This is a genomic window from Flavobacterium kayseriense (assembly GCF_014305095.1).
Lineage (GTDB): Bacteria > Bacteroidota > Bacteroidia > Flavobacteriales > Flavobacteriaceae > Flavobacterium > Flavobacterium kayseriense.
The window spans coordinates 868,123-892,323 of sequence record NZ_JACRUI010000001.1 but is presented as its reverse complement, the minus strand read 5'-3'; the positions used below and the strand labels follow the sequence as shown (position 1 = coordinate 892,323).

The following is a 24,201-nucleotide window of genomic DNA, read 5'->3' as shown; positions in this document are numbered from 1 at the left end:
TTATAATCGTTATCGTCGTACAAAACTATTATAGCTGTTTTATTTAATTGTAATTTCGTCAATAAAAATAAAGGCGTCACCGCCGTAGCCCTGATGCCATACAGGTAATTTTCCAAAATTTTTGGCAAACACTTTTACAAACCTAACTTTTGATACTTTCTGATTAATTGTAAATGGCATAATACGTGTTGTATCCTGTTTTGGATCAACAGAATGCAAAATAGGTGAATCTACAATTTTGTAATTTATATTATCAACCGAAGTATAAAACTGCACATATTGCGGCATCAAAATCCAAGAGCGAGAATCTTGTAAAAAATTAGCCGATATAGAGGAAATATCTTGAACCTCTTGCAAATCTATCACGGCTTCAAAATCTTGATCTTGATAGCCTTGCCATTCTCCTTTACGCCAATTTTCATTACCATTTATACCATCTATCAATCCCTCGATTCCACCAGCTGTGTACTGTGAATTGTATTTTGATTTTATTGTAATACTGTAATTGTTTGGCTTTTTATAGAAGTTAGCTGACACAATGTTACTTTGATTTCCCTTGTTGTTAATTTTTGTCTGAATTTCCGTAGTTTCATTAATGGACAATGGTCCTGTGTAGGATTTCCAATCTTTATCTTTTGTTGCATTAGTATTTCCATTAATCGAGTAATATATTTTATCCGTTGGATTTTTAGATAAAATTTCGACCTCCATTTTATCTTGAAATGACTTGCTTTTTGCTAAAATGACAGGAACAGCAATTGTTTTCGCAACGTCTGATTCCAACATACCTACTATTGCCGCAGTTTGCTCCTCTGAATCAGCTTCAAAATATACCAAGTCAATAGATTTTGATGATTTTAAAATTGTTTTTGAAGTTCTATTTTCAAAATTTACTTTGATTTTGTCGAAACTAGGGATAGTTGTCTCCCAACCTGATGTTCCTGGGGTAACTTGATAAATCCCCATAGAGCTTAATACATACCAAGCACTCATTTGTCCGCAGTCTTCGTTTCCTATCAATCCATCTGGTGCATTTTTGTAGAAATTATCTAAAATATAATGCACTTTTTCAGTAGCTTTTTCTGGTTTTCCTATAAAATTATACAAGTAAGCCATATGGTGGCTTGGCTCGTTTCCGTGTGCATATTGGCCAATTAATCCGGTAACATCAACTTGCTCGCGACCCGTTGTTTTACTCTCACTATTAAACATCTGGTCTAATTTTTCCTCAAATTTTTGGTTACCACCATAAGCTTCGATCATTCCAGGAATATCTTGTGGCACAAAAAAAGTATATTGCCAGGCATTACCCTCTGTAAAATTGTTATTTACTTCTCGAGGATCGAAAGGACTGTCCCAGCCACCGTTTTTCTTTGGTCGGATGAAACCAAGTTTCCAATCGAATAAATTTTTCCAGGATTGAGAACGTTTCATGAAATACTCATAATCTTCTTTTTTATTTAGAATCTGAGCCATTTGAGCGATACACCAATCATCATAAGCATATTCTAGCGTTTTAGAAACGCTTTCATGATCGTCATCAATAGAGATAAAGCCATTTTGTTTGTAGGCTTTTAAACCTAATTCGTCTCTCATCGCCGAATGTTTTGCGGCCTCAAAAGCCTTTTCATAATCAAAACCTGCAATCCCTTTTACCATGGCATCCGCTATAACGGAAACGGAATGGTAACCAATCATGCAATCCGTTTCATTAGATGCTAATTCCCAAACAGGTAATCGTCCACCTTGTTCATATTGCTTTAGGAACGTATTAATAAAGTCAGATGTTCGTTTCTTTTCTATCAAAGTGTACAACGGATGCGCCGAACGAAAAGTGTCCCACAGAGAGAATACGGAAAAATAATCAAAGCCTTCTCCTTCGTGAACTTTATTATCTCTTCCGCGGTATTTACCGTCAATATCCTGTGCAATATTGGGCTGCACCATGGTATGATACAATGCGGTATAAAAAATAGTTTTTTTATCTTGATTACTTTCTGTAATATCAATTTTAGCTAATTGTTTATCCCAAAATGATTCGGCTTGTTTTTTTACTTTTGCAAAATCCCAACCTTTAATTTCAGAACTATTTAATTTTGCACCTTCATAACTTGTTGGCGAGAGCGCTACCTTCAACAGAATTTTTTCTCCCTTTTTCACCACTTTTGAAAAGGCTATTTGCAGTTCGCTACCAGAATATAAATTGGATTTATTTTCTTGATTTGCTTGTACTTTTGAAATGTTCAATGGGACATTAAACTCAATTTGAGCATACACATATTGATCTCTAGCCCAAGCCTCGCTTCTACGAAGAATTTGAATGGTTTTAGTATCGATAATTTTAATATCCCCATACAGCAATTTGTCTCGGTGATTTAAATCAATAATTATATTAGCTTGACCACTTTTATTAAAAGTATATTCATGCATCCCTACTCGCGTAGACGTGGTCAAACTCACATCTATGTCATGCTTATCTAGTTTTACGCCATAAAATCCAGCAGATGCTTTCTCGTTAGTATGTAAAAATGTAGACGAATAAACTTTATTATCAAAAGAAACTTCGCCCATAGTTGGCATAATCATAATGTCACCAAAGTCTGAAACTCCTGTTCCGTTTAAGTGCGTGTGTGAAAACCCATAAATCACATTGTCTGAATAATGGTACCCTGAACAACCATCCCAACTACCGTTGATTCTTGTATCTGGGGAAAGTTGTACCATCCCAAAAGGAACAGTCGCGCCGGGATAGGTATGCCCGTGTCCGCCGGTTCCAATAAAAGGATTTACATATTGATGCTTACTCTGCGCGAAACCTGAAACGGACATCAACAAAAATAGTACGATAAGGAAATTTTTCATTTTAAAAAATGGTTTCTCAAATATACATATTTTGCGTTAGGGATAAAAGAGGAAATCCTTTGTAAAAATGGAATGCTAATGGAATTTTCGCAAAGATTGTAACGGATAGCCCGACCTAAAAGGTAACGCCACAAAAAAAACGCATTCAAATTAATGAATGCGTTTTAGATTCTACCTTACGTAGGAATGACAAATAGTTTTATCCTTTTAGGCTAGCTGCCAAATATTCTCTGTTCATACGAGCGATGTTCTCTAAGGAAATTCCTTTTGGACATTCTACTTCACAAGCTCCAGTGTTAGTACAGTTACCAAAACCTTCGTCATCCATTTGTCTAACCATGTTTAAAACACGGTCTGTAGCTTCAATTTTACCCTGCGGTAATAAAGCGTATTGAGAAACTTTAGCAGAAACGAATAACATTGCTGATGAGTTTTTACAACTAGCTACACAAGCACCACAACCAATACAAGCAGCCGCCATAAATGAAGCATCTGCATCGTCTTTTGGAATAGGAATGGTGTTAGCGTCAATTGTGTTTCCAGAAGTGTTTACTGATATAAAACCACCTGCGTGCTGAATTCTATCAAAAGCACTACGATCTACAACTAAGTCTTTTACCACTGGAAATGCTGCTGCACGGAATGGCTCGATTGTGATTGTATCACCGTCCTTAAACATACGCATGTGTAACTGACAAGTAGTAACACCTCTATCTGGTCCGTGTGCTTCACCGTTGATAAACAAAGAGCACATACCACAAATTCCTTCGCGACAATCATGATCAAATGATACTGGCTCACCACCTTTAGTCATAAGGTCTTCATTGAATACATCAAGCATTTCAAGGAAAGACATGTCTGGCTCAATTCCGTCGATTTGATAATCGACCATTGCTCCTTTATCTTTGGCGCTTTTTTGACGCCATATTTTTAATGTAAGTTTCATACTGATTAAGTTTGAAAGTCATAAAGTTAAAAGTCGAAAGTCACTTGACACGGAGCCATTTGACTTAAAGACTTTTGTCTTTCGACTAATTGCTATTTGTAATTTCTTTGAACTAGTTTCACGGTATCAAATACCAAGTCTTCTTTGTGCAACACTGCTTCGCTAGGTTTTCCTTTATACTCCCAAGCGGCTACGTAAGCGAAGTTTTCGTCATCACGCTGTGCTTCACCATCTTCTGTTTGGTACTCTTCTCTAAAGTGACCTCCACAAGATTCGTTACGGTGTAAAGCATCTTTAGCAAATAACTCTCCTAGTTCAAGGAAATCGGCAACGCGATTTGCTTTTTCTAATTCTTGATTTAATCCTTTGTCTGTTCCAGGCACTTTTACATCTCTGTAAAACTCTTCACGTAAAGCAGCAATCTCATTGATCGCTTCATTAAGCCCCTTAGCATTACGAGCCATACCTACTTTGTCCCACATAATTTTTCCTAATTTCCTATGGAAATAGTCAACAGAATGTGTTCCATTGTTGTTCATGAACTTCTCTATTTGATCTTTAACCCCTTTTTCTGCAGCTTCAAATTCTGGAGTATCTGTAGATATTGGTCCCATTTTAATATCTGGAGACAAATAATCACCTATTGTATAAGGCAATACAAAATACCCATCAGCCAAACCTTGCATTAAAGCAGAAGCTCCTAATCGGTTAGCTCCGTGATCAGAGAAGTTAGATTCTCCAATAGAGAAACATCCTGGAATAGTAGTCATTAAGTTATAGTCGACCCATGTTCCACCCATTGTATAGTGAACTGCTGGATAGATCATCATTGGCGTAGTGTAAGGATCCTCATCTACAATTTTGTAATACATCTGGAATAAATTTCCGTACTTACTTTTTACGACTTCAGTTCCTAACTTAGTAACTAGTGTTGAATCGTTAGAGTCTAGTCCTTTTACGAAAGCTTGCTCTTTTCCATAACGTTGAATTGCAGCAGCAAAATCCAAGAATACCGCTTCACCCGTTTTATTAACTCCAAAACCAGCATCACATCTTTCTTTTGCAGCACGAGATGCAACATCACGCGGTACCAAGTTACCAAAAGCAGGATACCTTCTTTCTAAGAAATAATCTCTATCTGCTTCAGCAATATCAGTTCCTTTTTTCTTCCCTTCACGAATTGCTTTAGCATCTTCGGCTTTTCCTGGAACCCAAATACGACCATCATTACGCAAAGACTCTGACATCAAAGTTAATTTTGATTGGTGGTCTCCAGAAACAGGAATACAAGTTGGGTGGATTTGTGTATAACAAGGATTTGCAAAAAATGCTCCTTTTTTGTGTATTTTCCATGCTGCAGTAGCGTTCGACCCCATTGCATTTGTAGACAAGAAAAATACGTTTCCGTATCCACCAGAAGCGATAACAACTGCATGAGCAGCATGTCTTTCGATTTCTCCAGTTATCAAGTTACGAGCGATGATTCCTCTTGCTTTTCCGTTCACAATTACTAAGTCTAGCATTTCGTGACGGTTGTGCATTTTAATTTTACCACGACCGATTTGACGGTTCATGGCAGAGTATGCTCCTAATAATAATTGTTGACCAGTTTGTCCTTGTGCATAGAATGTACGAGATACCAGGGCTCCACCAAAAGAACGGTTGTCTAATAAACCTCCGTACTCACGTGCCAATGGTACTCCTTGAGCCACACATTGATCAATAATGTTAGTAGAAACTTCAGCTAAACGGTGCACGTTTGCTTCACGAGCGCGGTAATCTCCTCCTTTTACAGTGTCGTAAAACAATCTAAAAACAGAGTCACCATCTCCTTTATAATTTTTTGCTGCATTTATTCCCCCTTGTGCCGCGATTGAGTGCGCACGACGCGGTGAATCTTGAAAACAAAAAGCTTTTACGTTATATCCTAATTCTGCTAAAGTAGCTGCCGCAGAACCTCCAGCTAATCCTGTACCAACAACAATAATATCTAAATTACGTTTGTTTGCAGGATTCACTAAATTAATATGATCTTTATATTCTGTCCATTTATCCGAAATTGGACCGTTTGGAATTTTTGAGTCTAATGCCATTATAATTTAATATTAATGATTGAAATGATGAAATAATGCAATAAAAACGAAACCGAAAGGAATCAATATTGCAAAACCTAATCCGAAATTTTTTAAACCTTTAGAGTACTTGTTGTTAAAACCAACTGATTGAAACGAAGAACTAAAACCATGTTGCAAGTGTAAAGACAACAAAACGAAAGACACACAGTAAACTGCAGTACGAATCGGGTTTTCGAATTTATGAACTAACTCAGGAAAGTATCTCGTTTCGTCTAGTGGAGAAAACTCTACATACTTGTAAACCATCTCTGGAACCCAGAAATCAATAAAGTGCAAAATTAAAAAAGCCAAGACTACTAGACCAGTAATAATCATATTTCTAGATGTCCATGAAGCTGCAGCACCACCGTTGTAGTTCACGTATGAAATAGGTCTTGCTTTTCTATTTTTTAAATCCAACACAATTCCCATGATGAAGTGAAAAATAACTCCAACGATTAATATCGGCTGAATAACAAATTGTACTAAAGGGTTATTACCCATAAAATGGGATATAGAATTGAAAGTGTCGGCACTAAAAACCGAAGTCATGTTGATAAAAAAATGCTGTGCTAAAAACAACATCAAAAAAAGTCCTGAAAGAGCCATTGCAACTTTTTTTGCTATTGACGATTTCAATAATTCAGATTTTGCCATAAGATTTTATAATTTGTTTTAAAATATTACAAAAATAAAGCAATTACAATTGAACTACAACCTTTTCGTTCTTATTTATAATCATTTTAAAGTGTTTAAATAAAGACAATTTTAAACTTATGCTTAACAGTAATTTAAACAATAATCTGCAACAAAATACTAAGTAAATCTCTCAAAAACACCTTTGAAATATCATCAAGAATAAGCTAAGAAGACACTTTTGCTATTAATAAATAAATTTTTAGGTTGATTTTTTTTTGATTCTGCAAAAAGCACAGAATGGGAATCTTTTTAAACACTAATAAAGCAAGAATTCCAACCGCTCTTAGTACCTTAAACAAATAAAGCAAAAATGAAAGAAATCTCTTAATCAAACGATTTTTAATCTTAATTCATCCTACGTACTAGAACCAAAGAGTTCACATTTTCACAAATTTTCTGCAAAATGTAAAAAAACATCATGTTCTGAGACTCAAAAATAAAGAATGTACATTTAAAGACACCTAAGTCTATTCAACTATTTTAAAAAGAAAATTGTAGTTAAAAATCAATGTACAATTAACTAAATTTCTCCATGTACTTTTGAACGATAGAATCGGTATTTTCGTTTCGCCTTTTCTGCTCTAATTGAATTGGAGGCGTAGCCCTAACTTCACAATTCTTTACAGCACAAGTTTCGCAGGTCACTCCCACTAATTCCTTCTTGACAATGCCGGTATTTATAAATTTAAACTTCTTTTTCATCGTGGCATTAACCAAAATCCCAACGGAGATACTCCTTAAGTGATCTTTCTTGAACGGATCTTGAGTAGCTGATGAAAACACTAAATATTCATTATTACTATTATCATAACGGGATATTTGAGCACTAAAGAAGTGATTTTTCTTTTCTGCTATTGCAGCTTCGATAGTCCGAATTGAAATCCACCTACGGCAATAATGTTCGTTCATCTCATTCGCTCGCGGCTCCTGTTGATTCGTAATATGTAATTCCTTCTTTATTTGATAAGAATCAGTTCCAACTTTGTGGGAAAGTCGTAAGAAAAACAAATTTTTTAATTGAAAATCTTTTGGTAAAATATTTGTTAATCGCTGATAAAATGACTCAGGTGAGACATTAAACTGATTCATTAAAGCTATCATTTCATCCCCTGTAGGATGTGTTTTCGAAAGAAAAATATTCAAATCCTCAATTAACTTTTTTCGAGGAAGCAACAAGGCACCCGCAAAATAAGAGGCGTAAAAATTATTTAAGACTTGATCAAAATTATCAAATTTTATCCAACTGAAAGTATACAATCGGTCTTTAATACCTAAATAATTGTAAGCAATTTCTTTTGCTAAAATAAAAGCCTTTTGCTGCTCATCTATATCTAGTGACAACAACAAAGTTTTACTTTTAGGAACAAAAATAGAGCGTAAATCCCCCAGTTCTTCTTGCTCTGAAAAAACAAGCTCTTCTATAGTGTAACCATACTCCTCTTTTAAAATTGCTGCTAACTCCTCGAGCGATATTTTATTGTTAATATCAATATGAAAAGCTTTCGAAAAGTCTAAAACTTTATCTTCTAAATCTTCAAAGTAGTTGTTGTGTGCTTCTTGATATGAACGCAATGCAGCCAGAAAAAAACTTTCTCTACTTAAATTGTAGTGCTGTGCAATCTCAATTATGGTACTAATAAATGCATTTACCTTGGCTGGAGCATTAGCAATAATATCAATTAAATCATTTTCTTGAATACCAAAAATATCCAACGGAATCTCTTTCAAAATACCTGATTTCAATATTTCACCAATGGGAGCTAAATTATTATCTAATTTAAGCGACACCATATGATCATAGGAAACCTCAAGCTTTTCGGCTAGCAGAATTATTTTATCTGTTTTAGGATACTTTTTCCCCTTTTCTATCTCATTCAAATAAGATTTAGATAGCTCCGTGATTTTGGCTAAGCCAAATAAAGAAAGATCCTTGTTCGTTCGCGCTTGTTTGAGCTTGAGCCCAAAAATTAACTTGATATATTCCTTTTCCATATTCATAACTCAAAGATACATTAAAAATTAAAATGACTAAAAAAAAGAACGTTCGCTGGATTGAATCACTAACTTATTAAGGAATTATAACAACTTCACATTCTATAAACTTGAAGTATAGTTTGAAATTTTAAAGATTTCCGATAAAATTATTCGATTCACATGTAGAAACAATTTAATCTTAGTATTTTTGAATACTATAAAGCAAAAACAACATTACTATGAAATACCATCAAATTGAGCGCAATCTATTTATAAAAAATCGCGCCAAGTTCATGGCTCAAATGAAGCCTAAAAGTGTTGCCGTTTTTAATTCTAACGATATATACCCAATAAGTGCCGATAGTACTATGCCATTTGCGCAACACCGCGATATTTTTTACTTATCGGGTGTAGATCAAGAGGAAAGTATTCTTCTACTTTTTCCAGATGCTCCTTATGAGCACCAAAGAGAAATATTGTTTTTGAAAGAAACTAACGAACATATCGCAGTTTGGGAAGGTGAAAAACTAACCAAAGATCGCGCTCTAGCCGTTTCAGGAATCAAAACAGTGTATTGGTTGCAAGAATTTGAGAAGGTTTTGTTTGAGTTGATGATCCATTCAGAGACTATCTATATTAACACTAACGAACATTATCGCGCCTCCGTTGAAACTGAAACGCGTGAAGCTCGTTTTGTAAAATGGTGGAAAGACAAATATCCAGCTCATGCGGTTGCTAAAAGTAATCCTATTCTCCAACGCATTCGTTCGATTAAAGAGAGCGAAGAAATCGACTTAATTCAAAAAGCCTGTGACATCACCGAAAAAGGATTCAGACGAATCCTCTCTTTCGTGAAACCTAATGTAATGGAATATGAGATTGAAGCCGAGTTCATTCATGAATTCCTTCGCAATCGCTCTAAAGGATTTGCTTACACTCCCATTGTTGGCTCTGGAAATAACGCTAACGTTTTGCACTATATTGAGAACAACCAACAATGTAAAGAAGGCGACTTGATTCTTTTAGATGTTGGTGCTGAGTATGCTAATTACTCTAGCGATATGACACGTACCATTCCGGTCTCGGGAAAATATTCTGAGAGACAAAAAGCCGTTTACAAGGCGGTTTTAAATGTAAAAAATGAAGCTACAAAAATGCTTATTCCAGGAACATTATGGAAACAATACCATATCGAAGTAGGTAAATTAATGACTTCAGAGCTGCTTGGACTTGGACTTATCGATAAAGCCGATGTGCAAAATGAAAATCCAGACTGGCCGGCGTACAAAAAATATTTCATGCACGGTACCTCACACCACATGGGACTAGATACCCACGATTACGGAATATTAACTGAGCCGATGCAAGCCAATATGGTATTCACCGTAGAGCCCGGAATTTATATTCCTGCCGAAGGTTTCGGAATTCGTCTTGAAGATGATGTTGTTATTCAAGAAACAGGCGAACCCTTCAACTTGATGCGCAACATCCCAATCGAAGTAGAAGAAATTGAAAGCTTAATGAATAAATAAAAATAATTAGATACATAAAACCAACAGTCTAGCGCAATCTAGGCTGTTTTTTTTTGGAGCAACTACTTCTCTTTTACCATGACATTCTCTCCTGCTGTTCGTTATATCTCTTGTTCCGTTACAACTACACAAGAGGATGCCACTGCCATCAGGGCTAGAATTCACAATCCTATTTCAAAACACAACTGTTAAAACAACGATAAAAAACAAAAGCAGTTGTAACATTTCACCTAGCAGATCAACTTATTATTTCAATCAATCAAAATTTAAACAATCATGCAAGCACACGAAATAGATTACCAGATATTTGGCGAAGAAATGCAATATGTCGAAATCGAATTAGACCCTCAAGAAATTGTAATTGCTGAGGCAGGCAGTTTCATGATGATGGACAATAATATCCAAATGGAAACCATTTTTGGAGACGGCTCAGAGCAACAATCTGGTTTGTTTGGCAAACTACTAAACGCTGGAAAAAGAGTGCTAACAGGCGAAAGCTTGTTTATGACCGCTTTTATCAATCAAGCTCACACCAAAGGTAAAGTGTCCTTTGCTTCTCCTTATCCTGGAAAAATTCTCCCGATAGATTTAACCGAATTTCAAGGCAAATTCATCTGTCAGAAAAGTTCGTTTTTATGTGCAGCCAAAGGCGTTTCTGTGGGAATTGAATTTTCTAAAAAACTAGGTCGTGGCCTTTTTGGTGGTGAAGGTTTCATTATGCAAAAAATTGAAGGCGACGGACTCGCTTTTGTACATTCTGGCGGAACTATGGCTAAAAAAGAGCTTAAAGCCGGAGAGGTTTTAAAGGTAGATACAGGCTGCATCATTGGTTTTACAAAAGATGTGGATTATGATATCGAGTTCATCGGCGGAATCAAAAACTCCATTTTTGGAGGCGAGGGCTTATTTTATGCCACACTTCGCGGACCTGGAACCGTTTACATACAATCATTACCTTTTAGTAGATTAGCCGATAGAATTATCGCATCAGCACCAAGAGCTGGTGGAGACAGCCGTGGCGAAGGAAGCTTACTTGGCGGATTAGGGAATTTACTAGATGGTGATAACCGTTTTTAACAGCTAAGCCTATCCTCAATCTTGTCATCCCGACGCAGGAGGACCCGAGCCGTAGCCGAATAGGCGAAGCAATCTCACTAGTTTTTCAGATTATGTGATTTCTCCTTCGTCGAAATGACAAAAAAATAACGGCTTTCAGCAATGGAAGTCGTTTTTGCATATCACCAAAATTCCAATATTGTCATTCTGACGAAGGAAGAATCACATCATCAAAATCCATTAAGTGATTTCTCATACTTCGAAATCGCAAAACTATACTTTCTTAGGTAATTGAATTTGAGGCAAGGGCTGGCAAAGTGTTTTGTTTACAATCTTTTCTCTCATTAATTTTTTCTTATTGAAATGCCTAGAAATATTCTGAATGATTTCTGTATAATTATCTTTAATTACTATCCCTTTCTCATCTTTTGTTTCATAGAAAAACACCTTAATAGAACGACAATTTACGTGTTCAAAAATAGTATTCAATAATGTTCTATCTGACAAACCACAAGAATGCCCCATAATTAAAACCTGATATTTTGCACTATCAATATAATCAAGCAAGTTTTTATAATTAGAATTTTGCAAATATTGAAATGATTTAAAATTCCTCAAATATTCATTATCATCTAAATTTTCAATTAATTTATAATCCTCATCCATTTCATCTCCAAAACCAAAATTTATCTTATTATCATTCAAATCTCCTAATGCCCCATGAATAGGAATATGAGTTTTTTCTAAATCATCATTTAAATTTTGAACTCTTAAATATCTAAGCGCTGTTCCGGTATAATTAAAATTTAACAATCTTAAAAACCCTTTAGATTTTTCCGCACTAAGTGTTTCAAAATCATCTTTCAGCTCCTCGTAGTCAAAAACTGAAAATTCCTGTTCAAGATTTAATTCTTCATTAAAAATTGAAATTGGTCTTAAAATATCACAGAACTTAAATTGCTCCAAATCTGAACCTTGAATTAATTCCAAATTATACAAATCAACAACTTTATCTTTTAAATATTTTTCTAAAAGATTTTTTACTTCTTCAAATTCTGCATTTAACACTTTAACCTGACGCTTCTTATCTTCCAATTTCAACGAACTAAGCTTTGTAATTACCTTTAATTGGTAATAATACAAATTTTCAATATCAACCCATTTTTCAACATTAATTTTATTATTTATATTCAAGAAAAAATTATTTGTAAATTCTAAAGAACAATACCTTTCATAGTTAGAAATAAAACTCTTTAATGTTTCAAGGTTATTGACATTCTGCTTCAAATGTTCTTTCGCTTGATAATTATTAACAACCCCCGAAATATTTGAAGTGAACAAACTATCACTATACTTATTACCAACATGAAGCTCTTGTATTACATTTTTCCAATAATCATCGATAAAATCTTTATAAGAAGTTGGCAATCCATGCGCTAAATCAAATCCGTTTCCAATAATAACAAGTCGGTTCATAATAGAAAAAATTGCTTTTCTCAAATATAGTCATTTCTCTTACATGAACTTCTCTGCATTATATGGTTTTAAAAATTTCCTTTGTACTTTTCTAAAAGCGTATATGACTTATATGTTTTAAAAATCATCTCCCCTACTATCCTCAAAACTTACATGTTTTAAAAAAATTAAATCCTTAATTTTGCATTCGCTCAAAACTGAAACAAAAAAGTGAATCACATACAATTTAAAAATACAAGTATTGCCTACACGGACACAGGTAAAGGAACTGCAATAGTTTTACTACATGGTTTTTTGGAAAATCAAAAAATGTGGGAACAGTACATCGCTCCTTTTTCTAAAAAAAACCGTGTGATCACAATTGATTTATTGGGTCATGGTGAATCAGAATGTTTGGGTTATGTACACAGTATGGAGGACAATGCCGATGCGGTGCATGCCGTTTTAGTAGAGTTGCGAATTAGGAAAGCAGTTTTTGTTGGTCACTCCATGGGTGGTTACGTAGCACTCGCTTTTGCGGAATTGTATCCTGATTTTGTCAAGGGTTTGGTTTTATTAAACTCCACAGCAAATGCAGACAGCGACGAACGAAAAACTAATCGAGATCGCGCTATTAAAGCTGTTAAGCAAAGTTATATTGGATTTGTGAGCTTAGCAATCGCTAATCTATTCAGCGAAAATAACCGTGATAGATTGCGTAGCGAAATTGAAAATGTTAAAGCGGAAGCTCTAAAAACTCCCCTTCAAGCGATCGTTGCCTCCCTCGAGGGAATGAAAATAAGGTTAGATCGAGAGGTTTTACTGCACCTAACTCCTTATCCAAAATTACTTGTATTGGGTCAAAAAGATCCCGTTTTAGAGTATGAGGAAACTAAAAAGCAAATTGTAAATACAGATGTAGCATTGGTTACTTTTCCAGACGGGCATATGTCACATATCGAAAATCAAGAAGAACTTACAGCCGTTTTGTTGCAGTTTTTGAAAAAGATTTAAAACACTAAACTAAAATTCATGATCCATCTAATAGTAGGAAATACTGGTGCTGGTAAAACTACTTACTCTAATAAATTAAAAGCAAGGGTAAATGGGATAATATTCTCGATTGATAAATGGAACAATACTTTGTTTCTCGCAGATAAAAAACCCAAAGATGGTTTAGAATGGTTTTTAGAAAGAATTGAACGAGCTGAAAAAATAATTCTAAATTTAATTGAACAACTGGAAGCATCGCAAGTAGATTCGATTTTAGATCTTGGTCTTTCAAAATTGGAGCATCGAGAGAAATTCAGAAAATTTGCTGCCGAAAATGGATATCAAATAAAATATCATTTCTTAGACATCTCTAAAGAAACAAGATGGAAACGGGTGATGGAAAGAAATCATGAACAAGGTGAAACATTTGAATTTGAAGTAACACTAGAGAATTTTGAATTTATGGAAAGTTGGTTTGAAAAACCATCCGAAACAGAAATGATTGGTGGATTAACAGTAAACTAGTAGCCCTGCTTTTAGAACGCACCTTCTCTCAAATATCCTTTTTCAATTAATTCACTTTTACTCTTGAGGTGATGCACTTTTCCTTCCTTAATCAATATTAATTTGGTAGAAATTGCAATTACATTTCCATAATTATGATCCGTAAGTATTATCCCTTTTTCATGTGAATGCTTTTGTATTAGACGATTTACCACCTCAATCATTAGAGGTGACAAACCGTTATAAGGCTCGTCTAAAAGTACAAAATGTGATGCGTTTGAGAGAATGAGCTTGATTTCAAGATAACGCAATTCTCCACCAGATAAATGACTTACTTTTTTATCTTTTAAAGTCTGAATAAATTCATCTTGATAAAAGTCGTCTCGATTGTTATTATCTAATGTCAGCGAAATAGCTTTGCTTACCGAAAAATGATTCGGAATAAAACTTTCTTGAGAGAGATAACTTATTTCTTGAAATAAGTCTTTGGTGCTGCTTCGTACTATTCCGTCAACACGTATAAACTTAAAATCAGCAGGCTCAATTCCAAAAATAATTTTTAGTAATGTTGATTTCCCGCATCCATTGCGACCTAGCAAACCTATTATGTCATTCGTTTCACACTTTAGATACACATCTGAAAGAATTGACTTATTATCAAAACTTTTCTGTACACTATCGATTTCAAGTAGATGCTTTTTCACAATAGTTTGCTTATCAAATTAAAAAGAAGACTTATAAAAACAACTGCTGCAAAATTAAAACACCAAGCATATAACCATAACTCGATTTTAGAAATTCTGTTATTGTAGTAAAACAAATACTCGTTTTTAGCATTAAATTCTTTTGCTAATATACTTACAGCAAAACCCACAGTTAAGAACGTGTATTTAAAAGCAAAAAAACCTAAAAAAAGAACAGGTAACACACAAAAAGCTAAATTAATAACCAAGGTGCTTTTGAAGAATTCGAATATGTTAAGCGCTTTTTTAATGTCTATTCTTTTATGTAAAGAAAATAAAATCTTAAAATAAAAATGACAAAAAGATGTTAATTAAAAAATCATCGTATAATTTTCCACTGTAAGATTTCACATTTCACTTCTCACGTCTCACTTCTCACTTCTCGTTTCTCACCATTAGAAACTCACTAAATCACTTTTTCTTCAAAAGGAATGCTCTTATCTAAAATCTCTTGAAGTAAAAAAACAATTTGCTCAAGATAATTGCTCATCATCGACTCATTGATAATAAATTTGCTCTCTTTTTCTTCCTTAAAGTTAAAAGGTAAAAAACCTGACTTTAAATTTTTGAACGAAATAATACCCGCTTCGATGGGCTTTCCTTTTGCCTCTTTTTCATACATAAACGCGTATGCTAGAACCTGAATAATTTTATCATTTTTAATATCCTGCGTGAGTCCTTTCCAAGTTTTAAGTGTAACACTCGCTTTTTCGACCTTTCCTGTTTTGTAGTCTATAATTCGAATCACCCCATTGCGCTCTTCGATTCGATCCACATTTCCCTTTATCAACACTGGAAACGGCAAACTAGGATGCGTTAACGTTCTTTGAAAAGTTTCTTCTAAAGCGATAATCTTGATTGCATCTCCACTCTTTATACTTTCTAGTTCTACTTTTAAGAAATTGAAAACATTACGTTTAGCCACTTCAAAAGCAAGTAGATTTCTTCCTTTTTTAATTTCTCCTTCTTTGTAAACTGCTTTGAATTGTTTGAGTACCTCAGCATCAATTAATTTGAAACAATTCTCAATGGATGCCTCAGAAATAAACTTTCCAATAAAAGGTTCGTACAACACTTTCAATGTTTCATGAATAATCGTTCCCAAAGTGTTCAAAGCAATATTTTCCTCGACTTCTTCGACTTCACGAATACGCAGAATCTTTTGAAAATAAAACTGAATTGGATTCCGAATATAACTTGTTAATGCTGAAGGAGAAAAACCAACTGTGGCTATCTCTTTCAAGCGCAACATAACACTATCCGATTTTTCAACAACCATTGGTTTATACGCCATTTCGGGTAATACTGCATTATAAATCTCATGAGATAAATTATGTTTAGGCTGTTTCTCTACCTCTAATTGCGTAATAAATCGACTTTTTTCACCTGCATCTAATCCGTCACTCTCCGTATTATAGAGCAAATAAATATTTTTAGCGCGCTGCAATAAATGGTAAAAGTGATACGTATAAATCGCATCTTTTTCTTTAAAAGTAGGCAAGCCTAATTCACGTTTTACATCATACGGAATAAAAGAATTTTGGGATTTACCCGCTGGAAATTTACCTTCGTTCATAGACGTGACTATAACGGTGTCAAAATCTAAAACACGACTTTCTAGCACTCCCATAATTTGTAAACCGTTAAGTGGTTCCCCTTCAAAAGAAACTTCAGCGAGGTCAATTACCTGTTTATAAATAGCGTGTAGCGTATCAATCTTATCAATGTGTTCATGTTTTGAATAATAATTAATCAGTTTGTTTATTACTTTAAAAATAGCAAACACAAATGATTTTGCTATTTTCTCTTCTTCATTATCGTTACTCAAATTATTCTTGATAGTCAATAATAAATTGGAAAGCATTTGCAATACAGCCATGGACCCACCATCCCATTTGGTAAACAACAAAGAGAATAGTTCTGTTGGTTCTCGATGCAGCTCCATTACCTTTTGATGCGTAATAAAAGTATAATTATTTTGATTAATTGTATTGACCAATCCAGCCGTTTTCGCGTAAGGTTCTACTAATGGATGCGTCAAAATATCTAATACATCTTTGTAATAAAGCACATAACTTTTTGCGTTTCGAGACAAAGCGTTAGTATGCATTTTGAATAGTTTTGCAATCAATATTTGTGCAGGATTATTCTTGCTCGAATATCCCATCGTAATATTCAAAGCTCCTACCGTAGATGGTAATGAATATAATAACGGGACCAACACATTTTCCTCACCCAGAACTACAGCAACTTTATCCAGTGAAGCAGTTGGGTCTTCATTGATAATATTTTCAATTATAGTACCTGCAATTTTAGCTTGACCAATGGTTTTAGGTGTACCAATAACTTGAATGTTTTTGGTTTGCGAGAAATCGTCTAGAATCCACTCAAAAGGATTGGACTTATAGTACTTCCAATTGGATTTGAAACGTCTTAAAAACAATCCAGCATCATGATAAGGATCGTTAAGAAAAGTTTGATCAGCATCCCAATAAATTTTAGCCTGATCTGAAGCAATGAGATATTGTATAATTTTTTCTTCAGAGGCATTTAATGCATTGAAGCCAGCAAAAACATATTCTTTACCAGTAATTGTTTTAGAAAAGGGAATAAGGTTATCGACTGCTTGACGGTAAATTAACCCTTGATATCCTATCCCTTTTTTAAGAAGGTGTGCATACAGCGATTGATAGTAATTGGGTAGTAATTTCCAGAAATCAATATAGTTTTCGAGCAGTTGGGTTTTGTTTTCAACCTCAATTCCCCATTTTTTGATGTCCTCGATATCTTTTAAGTAGGACAAAACATGGGTTGGATCTAATAAATAGCGATCAATCTCATTAAAGTCTTGTAAAAGCATTTTTGCCCAATTAGCAAATAACTCAAAAGACTGTTGGCTTGATTTTTCAGTGACTGACAAATAAACTTCATAGAATTCAAATAATAGCTCTATGGGATCCACTGTGCGTATAGCAGCAATATCTTGAATAAAATCTTCAATACTAATAATTTCTGGCGAAAGTATATTGGTAGTAACTCGTTTTTTTAGGGCTTCGATCAAAAATATCTTAGCTCTTTTATTTGGAAGTACTATTATTGTATCCGATAGTTTATCAGAGTAATCATGAATTAAAACCTGTGCTATTTTATCTAAAAAAGAAGAATTTATCATTTCATAAAAATAAAAAAACGCCTCGATAAATCGAGGCGTTTTCTATAAATATTTTAGAAAGAAATTATTTAACTAATTTCACTTCAGTTCTTCTGTTTAGTGCTTTACCAGCAGCAGTTTTGTTTGTAGAAACTGGAGTAGTTTCTCCAAATCCAACAGTAGTAATTTTGCTAGCGTTGATACCTCTTTGTACTAAAGCTTCTTTAACAGCAGCAGCTCTATCATCAGAAAGACCTTGGTTGTACTCATTACTTCCATCACTATCAGTATGTCCTTCAATTAAGAAGTTTGAGTTAGGGTAGTTTTTAAGAACATCAGCCATAGCATCTAATCTTTGTGGTACATCTTTTTCTTTGAAAGTTGATTTTCCACTATTGAAGTAGATAAATCTAGCTTGCATTTTAAGAGCATCCATTGCTTCAGCAGTTACTTCAGGACATCCTTTGTTACTTGCAGGACCAGCAACTGTTGGACACATATCATCTTTGTCATAAACACCATCTTTATCAGTATCTGGCCAAGGACAACCTGCGTTATCTTTAGGACCTGCAACTGTAGGACATTTGTCATCTTTGTCAGCTACTCCATCTCCATCAGCATCTGGACAACCTTTTAATGCTACTAAACCAGCAACATCTGGACAAGCATCATCTTTATCAGCTACTCCGTCTCCATCAGTATCAGGACAACCATTGAATGCAGCTAAACCAGCAACTTCTGGACAAGCATCTTCACTATCTTGGATTCCGTCTCCATCAGTATCAGGACATCCATTAAATTGAGCTAAACCAGCAACTTCTGGACAAGCGTCATCTTTGTCATAAATTCCATCACCATCAGTATCTTTTCCACCAAATTTGAAAACAATACCAGCTGTATGTTGAAAGTAAGAAGGAGCAATTGGGAAACCAACTGGTGACATTCTGTCTCCAAAAGATTTTTTATATGTAGTACCTAATTCTAGACCTACATTTTCAGATAACCAGAAAGTTAATCCTACACCTCCATTAACTGTCCCGTAGCTTGATTTTCCTAAGAAAGTATATCCTCCACCTAAGTTAACGCTTGGGTCAATTACTTTAGATTTGATCAAATTCATGAAACTGTATCTAACAGCTCCATCAATACCGTAATACATTAAATCACCTGGGTTAGTAACCAAAACAGGTTTAACATCTACTACAAATTTATCCATTTTATTAACAGATCCTTGTAAAGATACAGAGAAATTACTTCCAACAAATTTAGATACTTTAAGGTAAGAAACAGAAGGAAGAATATTCCAATTGTCCTTTACGTTGTACATTTGATCAAAATGGTGGAAGCCTTCTTGGCCTGCACTAGTTCTAGTGTCTATTGCATTTACTCCAAAAGCAATAGCCCATGGGTTGTTACTGTCTTGAGCGTGAGAACTTATTCCCATCACCAACATAACAGCAACTAAGAGTTTGTTAAGATGTTTCATACTTAAAAATTTTAATTACAATTTAGTTAATTATCAGCAAAAGTAATGCGTAAATCTTTAACTACAAAATAGATTGTTAAAAAAAAACCAAAAAGCTGCCAATAAATGACAATTATATAAATTCAAATTGAAATTATATAACTTTTAATTCGGTTCCCACAGCAATAAATGCAGCAATAGCCGTGTCTAAGTGGGCTTTAGTATGTGCAGCTGACAGCTGTACTCTAATTCTTGCTTTATCCTTAGGAACCACGGGAAAAAAGAATCCAATTACATAAATACCCTTTTTTAGTAGCTCATCAGCCATTTTTTGGGATAATTTAGCATCATATAGCATTACAGGAACAATTGCAGAATCTCCGTCTACTATATCAAAGCCAGCTTTTTTCATTCCCGTTTTGAAATAATTAGTATTCCATTCTAATTGATCTCTTAACGTTGTATCATTCTCTAACAACTCAAAAACTTTAATCGAAGCCCCTACAATTGCAGGTGCTAATGAATTCGAAAATAGGTACGGTCTCGAACGTTGACGCAACAACTCGATAATTTCCTTTTTAGCAGTAGTATAACCGCCCATAGCACCACCTAGTGCTTTACCAAGTGTTCCTGTAATAATATCTACTCGACCCATTACTCCTTTTGCTTCAAGTGTACCTTTTCCTGTTGCTCCAATAAATCCAGCAGCATGGCATTCGTCAACCATTACCATTGCATCATACTTATCAGCTAAGTCACAAATTTTGTCAAGAGGCGCTACAACACCGTCCATAGAAAAAACACCATCAGTTACAATAATCTTAAAACGACTACCTGCTTCATTGGCTTTTATCAACTGTTGCTCAAGATCCTCCATATTGCTATTCTCATAACGGTAACGCGATGCTTTACACAAACGCACTCCGTCAATAATAGAAGCATGGTTCAAACTATCTGAGATTATTGCATCACCTTCTCCTAATAAAGGTTCGAAAACTCCTCCGTTTGCATCAAAAGCAGCTGCATACAAAATTGTATCTTCTGTCCCGTAAAATTCAGAAATTTTTCTTTCTAATGTTTTGTGAATATCTTGCGTTCCACAAATAAAACGCACAGATGACATTCCGAAACCATGTGTATCCATTGCATCTTTTGCAGCCTGAACAACCTCTGGATGAGATGACAATCCCAAATAATTATTGGCGCAAAAATTTAAAACGGTTTCACCCGTCGAAATAGTAATTTCAGCATCTTGAGGGCCAGTTATAATTCTTTCTTTCTTAAATATTCCGTTAGCTTCAATTGTTTGTAATTCATTTTGAAGATGTTCTTTTATTTTACCGTACATAACTTATCGTGTATTTTGTTTAAAGTTTAATTTATTTAAAGTTCTTGTAATTGCCAAAACAACCTAAATAGCCTAAATTATATAATTCATTTATAACAATCTAAATAGTGCTAGTTTGCGAATAATTCATTTTTAAGCTACAAATTTACTACATCGATTTCTTTTCCGATGTAAATCAGCGCTTTTTTTACGACTTTATACCCCATTAGTTCAATTGCATGTTCATAATTTTCTAGTTGCTTTTGATATTTAGCATAGTGCACACCTGTTTTATAATCTAATAAATACACTTCATTATCTGTAGTAACGACCATTCTATCCGGTTTAATCGTATTTCCTTGTTTTTGAATAATAGTTTGTTCATTCAGCACTATATTCCCTGATGCAAAGCAAACCTCTAACTCTTTGTGATTTACAATATCTAAGATTGTTTGATACACCAACTCTTTTTGACCAAAGTTTATTAATCCGTTCTCGATTGCTTTATCAACTGCTAATTCGACATCTGCCTTCGTCTTAACATATGATAAAATCTCATGCACCACGTTCCCGTACTCTATGGACTCCTGCTGATATGTTCCCCACATTAAAGCTTCGCGTTGTGCAATTTTAATATTTTTAGGATTGAGAGTCTCACTAACAACCTCAATTTTTTTAGAAGTATCAACATGTTTTGATGGTTCGGATAATTTTACTGAATCACCAAATTCGTATTCAAATTGTTCTGGATTAAAACCTCCTTTACTATCTAGGTAATTGATAAAGAAAGTCGACATATTATTGGGTTGTACTTCACCTTTACTTGTCAAGTTCATATTCGATATTAAATACAACTGCTCCTCAGCCCTGGTTAATGCCACATAAAGAACATTAACATTATCTAGCAACTCTTCTTGCTTTTTTAAATCAAACACTGCCTTAGCCTGTTCGCCAAAACCTTCAACGGCGCTACTATTATCGATTAACACTTTCGGCAAACCAAAATCCATTCCCTCTGCTTCCAACCATAATTTATCTTTTGGTTTCCTGCTGTAATCTTCTTCTGCGAATGGAATAATTACTACCGGAAACTCCAATCCTTTTGATTTATGAATGGTCATTATGCGCACTGCATTGTTCCCCTCTGGAGACGGAATACTAAACTTACTGGAATTCTTATCCCAGAAATTCAAGAAATCAGCTATTCCTGCTTGATTTCGAACATCGCGTTCCAGAACAATGTCCAGAAAATATTGTACGTAAGCACCGCCACCTTTAGTTAATTTTGGTGACAAAAATTTTGAAACAACAATTTCGACTGCTTCATACAGTGATTTTTTTCTAATGTTTTGAAAAGAAAGCGAAATATCAAAACTCATTAACCATTGCTCAAAATCGGCTTCATTTTTATGCTCCATCCCTTGCGCAATAAAATCGTGTATCAGTAACTTGTCTTGAATGTTTTCTGCGATGTAATGCAGAAAATAAGCTTTTGATTCCAAGTCGGCATTGTTTTTAAGGTATTTTAGTAAGTGAATAATTAAACGAACTTCCGTTGCGTTTTGAATCATCAAGGTCTCTGAAGATAACAGCGGAATATTTTGCTCTGTCAAATAATTAGCGATAGCAACTCCTTGATCCCGTTTACGAGTTAAAATCACGATATCCTTGTACTCAAAACCTTTTAAAAGGACTTTTTTAATGGTGTCTAATGTAGCTAAAACATATAACTCCGTTTTGTCTAAAGCATCCTCATCGTCCGCAGATTCTTCGATTGCTGGGATAAATGAAATGTTGACGTACCCGCCCGTTTTATTGTTCGATTTTTGATGACTGTGATTTTCGTACAAATCCTTATAATCAGGATGTGAAAATTCACCTGAGAGCATTTTGAAAAATTCGTTATTAAAGTCAATGACTTGGGAGTACGAACGATAGTTTTTATCTAAGTGTTCTAATTTTTTATCAGGATTACTGAATGGGTTAGCCTCTTTACTTAAATCAATAAATTGCTCTGCTTTTCCCCCTCGCCAGCGATAGATAGATTGTTTGGGATCACCAACAATCATTAAAGTTCCTTTATCCCCATACTCATCCTGACCAGCAAGTGCGTTATCGATTAATGGAATCAAATTTTGCCATTGCATCTCTGATGTGTCTTGAAATTCATCAATAAAAAAGTGACGATATCGTTCACCTAAGCGCTCGTATATAAAAGGAGCAGGTTGATTTTGAATTTCGCGATGAATAAGCGAATTAAATTCGGTTATGGACAACACATTTTGCTCCTCTTGAATTTTAGCCAATTCATTGCTCACCGTATTCAGTAAAGAAAGCGGCGTTATATTTTTAAGAAAAGCTTTATAAAAGTCTCTTTTCTCAAAATTTTTGTAAATTGTAGCTAAGATTTGGATTAACTCCGGAATCAGATTTTCTATTTGCGCTCGGTCTTTCGCTGTTTTATTGATGGCAATATCATCGAACTCGTGAAAGGTTTTATTTTTAGAATTAAATTTTCCATCACGAATACTGATTAAATGATTGGGAAACGTTCCTCTTGAAAACGATTTTAAATCGATACCGTTATTTTCAATTAGCGTTAAAGCTGCTTGCGCGAACTCCGCATTATCTTTTTCTAATTCTTTACAAGAATTGATTAATTTCTTTTTAATTTCGACAAAATCAGCAATTGATTTATCACTGAAATTATTGATTTCAGAACGATGATTTTCATTAAGCACCAACTTACCCGTTTCTAGAATCTCACGCGAAATATCCCAAGATTTATCATCATCGGTTTTTTCCATGGTAAAATCGATCAATAACTTGGTGAGCGTTTCGTCTTCACCTGCTTGTGCGATGATGGCATCAACAGCTTCGATTAATAAACTATCCGTATCCAAAGTAACTTCAAAAGTCATTGGTAAATTTAAATCATGCGCAAAAGCACGAATTACTTTATGTGTAAATTTATCAATAGTAGAAATATCAAAAGCAGCGTAATTATGAATGATGTGTTTGATAATTTGCTGTGATTTTGTTTTAATTTGAATTTCCGAAAGACCAATAGGTTCTTCAGTCCATTCTTCAGGAATATCCTCTTTCCGCTTTCCGTTAATCATATCCTGCATCAAAAGAGTAGCTTTTTGCGATGGCTCATCTTTGGCAAATTCAGATAAACTCCCTATGATTCGGCTTTTCATTTCGTGTACCGCTTTGTTGGTAAACGTAATGGCCAAAATATTTCTATAGGCGTCGTTTTTATGAGCCGTAAGAATAATTTTTAAATATTCTTTAACGAGTGAATAGGTTTTACCCGAGCCCGCAGATGCGTCGTATATAGAGAAAGAAGGTCTTTGCATTACAATATTATTTTTCAC

General features: G+C 34.6%; 15 protein-coding genes. 4 read left to right on the top strand and 11 right to left on the bottom strand.

Annotation, left to right across the window (positions count from 1 at the left end):
* Window positions 1–39: 39 nt before the first annotated feature.
* The 5 genes from H8R22_RS03750 to H8R22_RS03730 form a co-directional block, all read right to left on the bottom strand.
* Window positions 40–2,862 carry a GH92 family glycosyl hydrolase gene (locus tag H8R22_RS03750; RefSeq protein WP_187008865.1) on the bottom strand — a complete coding sequence of 941 codons (2,823 nt, stop codon included), beginning with the start codon at window positions 2,860–2,862 and terminating at the stop codon, window positions 40–42.
* A 199-nt stretch (window positions 2,863–3,061) separates the two neighbouring features.
* A complete protein-coding gene (locus H8R22_RS03745) occupies window positions 3,062–3,808 on the bottom strand; it encodes a succinate dehydrogenase/fumarate reductase iron-sulfur subunit (RefSeq protein ID WP_187008866.1) in 747 nt (248 codons plus the stop codon).
* A 92-nt stretch (window positions 3,809–3,900) separates the two neighbouring features.
* On the bottom strand, window positions 3,901–5,901 hold the full coding sequence (locus tag H8R22_RS03740) for a fumarate reductase/succinate dehydrogenase flavoprotein subunit (protein ID WP_187008867.1): 2,001 nt from the start codon (window positions 5,899–5,901) through the stop codon (window positions 3,901–3,903).
* Between the two features lie 12 nt (window positions 5,902–5,913).
* The gene (locus tag H8R22_RS03735) at window positions 5,914–6,579 is read right to left on the bottom strand and encodes a succinate dehydrogenase cytochrome b subunit (RefSeq protein WP_187008868.1); all 666 of its coding nucleotides are present in this window, start codon (window positions 6,577–6,579) and stop codon (window positions 5,914–5,916) included.
* Between the two features lie 558 nt (window positions 6,580–7,137).
* Window positions 7,138–8,619, bottom strand: coding sequence for a helix-turn-helix domain-containing protein (locus tag H8R22_RS03730; protein ID WP_187008869.1), 1,482 nt, complete (start codon window positions 8,617–8,619; stop codon window positions 7,138–7,140).
* Between the two features lie 215 nt (window positions 8,620–8,834).
* On the opposite strand from H8R22_RS03730, the gene H8R22_RS03725 reads away from it, so the two are divergent.
* Complete coding sequence (locus tag H8R22_RS03725) at window positions 8,835–10,127, top strand: aminopeptidase P family protein (RefSeq protein WP_187008870.1); 1,293 nt, start codon at window positions 8,835–8,837, stop codon at window positions 10,125–10,127.
* A gap of 276 nt (window positions 10,128–10,403) precedes the next feature.
* Complete coding sequence (locus H8R22_RS03720; protein WP_187008871.1) at window positions 10,404–11,204, top strand: TIGR00266 family protein; 801 nt, start codon at window positions 10,404–10,406, stop codon at window positions 11,202–11,204.
* Window positions 11,205–11,456: 252 nt separating this feature from the next.
* Here the strand turns inward: H8R22_RS03720 and H8R22_RS03715 are convergent, their stop codons facing one another.
* Entirely contained in the window at window positions 11,457–12,683 is a 1,227-nt protein-coding gene (locus H8R22_RS03715) for an AbiH family protein (protein ID WP_187008872.1), read from the bottom strand.
* Window positions 12,684–12,869: 186 nt separating this feature from the next.
* Here H8R22_RS03715 and H8R22_RS03710 point away from each other — a divergent pair, with 186 nt between their 5' ends.
* Window positions 12,870–13,652, top strand: coding sequence for an alpha/beta fold hydrolase (locus H8R22_RS03710; protein WP_187008873.1), 783 nt, complete (start codon window positions 12,870–12,872; stop codon window positions 13,650–13,652).
* Window positions 13,653–13,670: 18 nt separating this feature from the next.
* Window positions 13,671–14,156: an AAA family ATPase gene (locus tag H8R22_RS03705; RefSeq protein WP_187008874.1), complete on the top strand. Its 486-nt coding sequence runs from the start codon at window positions 13,671–13,673 to the stop codon at window positions 14,154–14,156.
* 11 nt (window positions 14,157–14,167) lie between these two features.
* On the opposite strand, the gene H8R22_RS03700 is transcribed toward H8R22_RS03705, so the two are convergent.
* The 5 genes from H8R22_RS03700 to H8R22_RS03680 all read right to left on the bottom strand — a co-directional run bounded on the left by H8R22_RS03700 (window position 14,168) and on the right by H8R22_RS03680 (window position 24,183).
* Complete coding sequence (locus H8R22_RS03700; protein WP_187008875.1) at window positions 14,168–14,839, bottom strand: ATP-binding cassette domain-containing protein; 672 nt, start codon at window positions 14,837–14,839, stop codon at window positions 14,168–14,170.
* Window positions 14,840–15,284: 445 nt separating this feature from the next.
* Window positions 15,285–18,050 carry a PD-(D/E)XK nuclease family protein gene (locus tag H8R22_RS03695; RefSeq protein WP_187008876.1) on the bottom strand — a complete coding sequence of 922 codons (2,766 nt, stop codon included), beginning with the start codon at window positions 18,048–18,050 and terminating at the stop codon, window positions 15,285–15,287.
* Window positions 18,051–18,114: 64 nt separating this feature from the next.
* Entirely contained in the window at window positions 18,115–19,515 is a 1,401-nt protein-coding gene (locus H8R22_RS03690; protein ID WP_187008877.1) for an OmpA family protein, read from the bottom strand.
* Between the two features lie 133 nt (window positions 19,516–19,648).
* Window positions 19,649–20,842: a glycine C-acetyltransferase gene (kbl, locus tag H8R22_RS03685; RefSeq protein WP_187008878.1), complete on the bottom strand. Its 1,194-nt coding sequence runs from the start codon at window positions 20,840–20,842 to the stop codon at window positions 19,649–19,651.
* Between the two features lie 137 nt (window positions 20,843–20,979).
* A complete protein-coding gene (locus H8R22_RS03680; protein ID WP_187009591.1) occupies window positions 20,980–24,183 on the bottom strand; it encodes a UvrD-helicase domain-containing protein in 3,204 nt (1,067 codons plus the stop codon).
* Window positions 24,184–24,201 lie beyond the last annotated feature (18 nt).

What these genes read in the sequence shown, in the direction of transcription:
- H8R22_RS03750 (WP_187008865.1), bottom strand. Translation starts at nt 2,862, where the DNA reads ATGAAAAATTTCCTTATCGTACTATTTTTGTTGATGTCCGTTTCAGGT.
- H8R22_RS03745 (WP_187008866.1), bottom strand. Translation starts at nt 3,808, where the DNA reads ATGAAACTTACATTAAAAATATGGCGTCAAAAAAGCGCCAAAGATAAA.
- H8R22_RS03740 (WP_187008867.1), bottom strand. Translation starts at nt 5,901, where the DNA reads ATGGCATTAGACTCAAAAATTCCAAACGGTCCAATTTCGGATAAATGG.
- H8R22_RS03735 (WP_187008868.1), bottom strand. Translation starts at nt 6,579, where the DNA reads ATGGCAAAATCTGAATTATTGAAATCGTCAATAGCAAAAAAAGTTGCA.
- H8R22_RS03730 (WP_187008869.1), bottom strand. Translation starts at nt 8,619, where the DNA reads ATGAATATGGAAAAGGAATATATCAAGTTAATTTTTGGGCTCAAGCTC.
- H8R22_RS03725 (WP_187008870.1), top strand. Translation starts at nt 8,835, where the DNA reads ATGAAATACCATCAAATTGAGCGCAATCTATTTATAAAAAATCGCGCC.
- H8R22_RS03720 (WP_187008871.1), top strand. Translation starts at nt 10,404, where the DNA reads ATGCAAGCACACGAAATAGATTACCAGATATTTGGCGAAGAAATGCAA.
- H8R22_RS03705 (WP_187008874.1), top strand. Translation starts at nt 13,671, where the DNA reads ATGATCCATCTAATAGTAGGAAATACTGGTGCTGGTAAAACTACTTAC.
- H8R22_RS03695 (WP_187008876.1), bottom strand. Translation starts at nt 18,050, where the DNA reads ATGATAAATTCTTCTTTTTTAGATAAAATAGCACAGGTTTTAATTCAT.
- H8R22_RS03690 (WP_187008877.1), bottom strand. Translation starts at nt 19,515, where the DNA reads ATGAAACATCTTAACAAACTCTTAGTTGCTGTTATGTTGGTGATGGGA.
- kbl (WP_187008878.1), bottom strand. Translation starts at nt 20,842, where the DNA reads ATGTACGGTAAAATAAAAGAACATCTTCAAAATGAATTACAAACAATT.
- H8R22_RS03680 (WP_187009591.1), bottom strand. Translation starts at nt 24,183, where the DNA reads ATGCAAAGACCTTCTTTCTCTATATACGACGCATCTGCGGGCTCGGGT.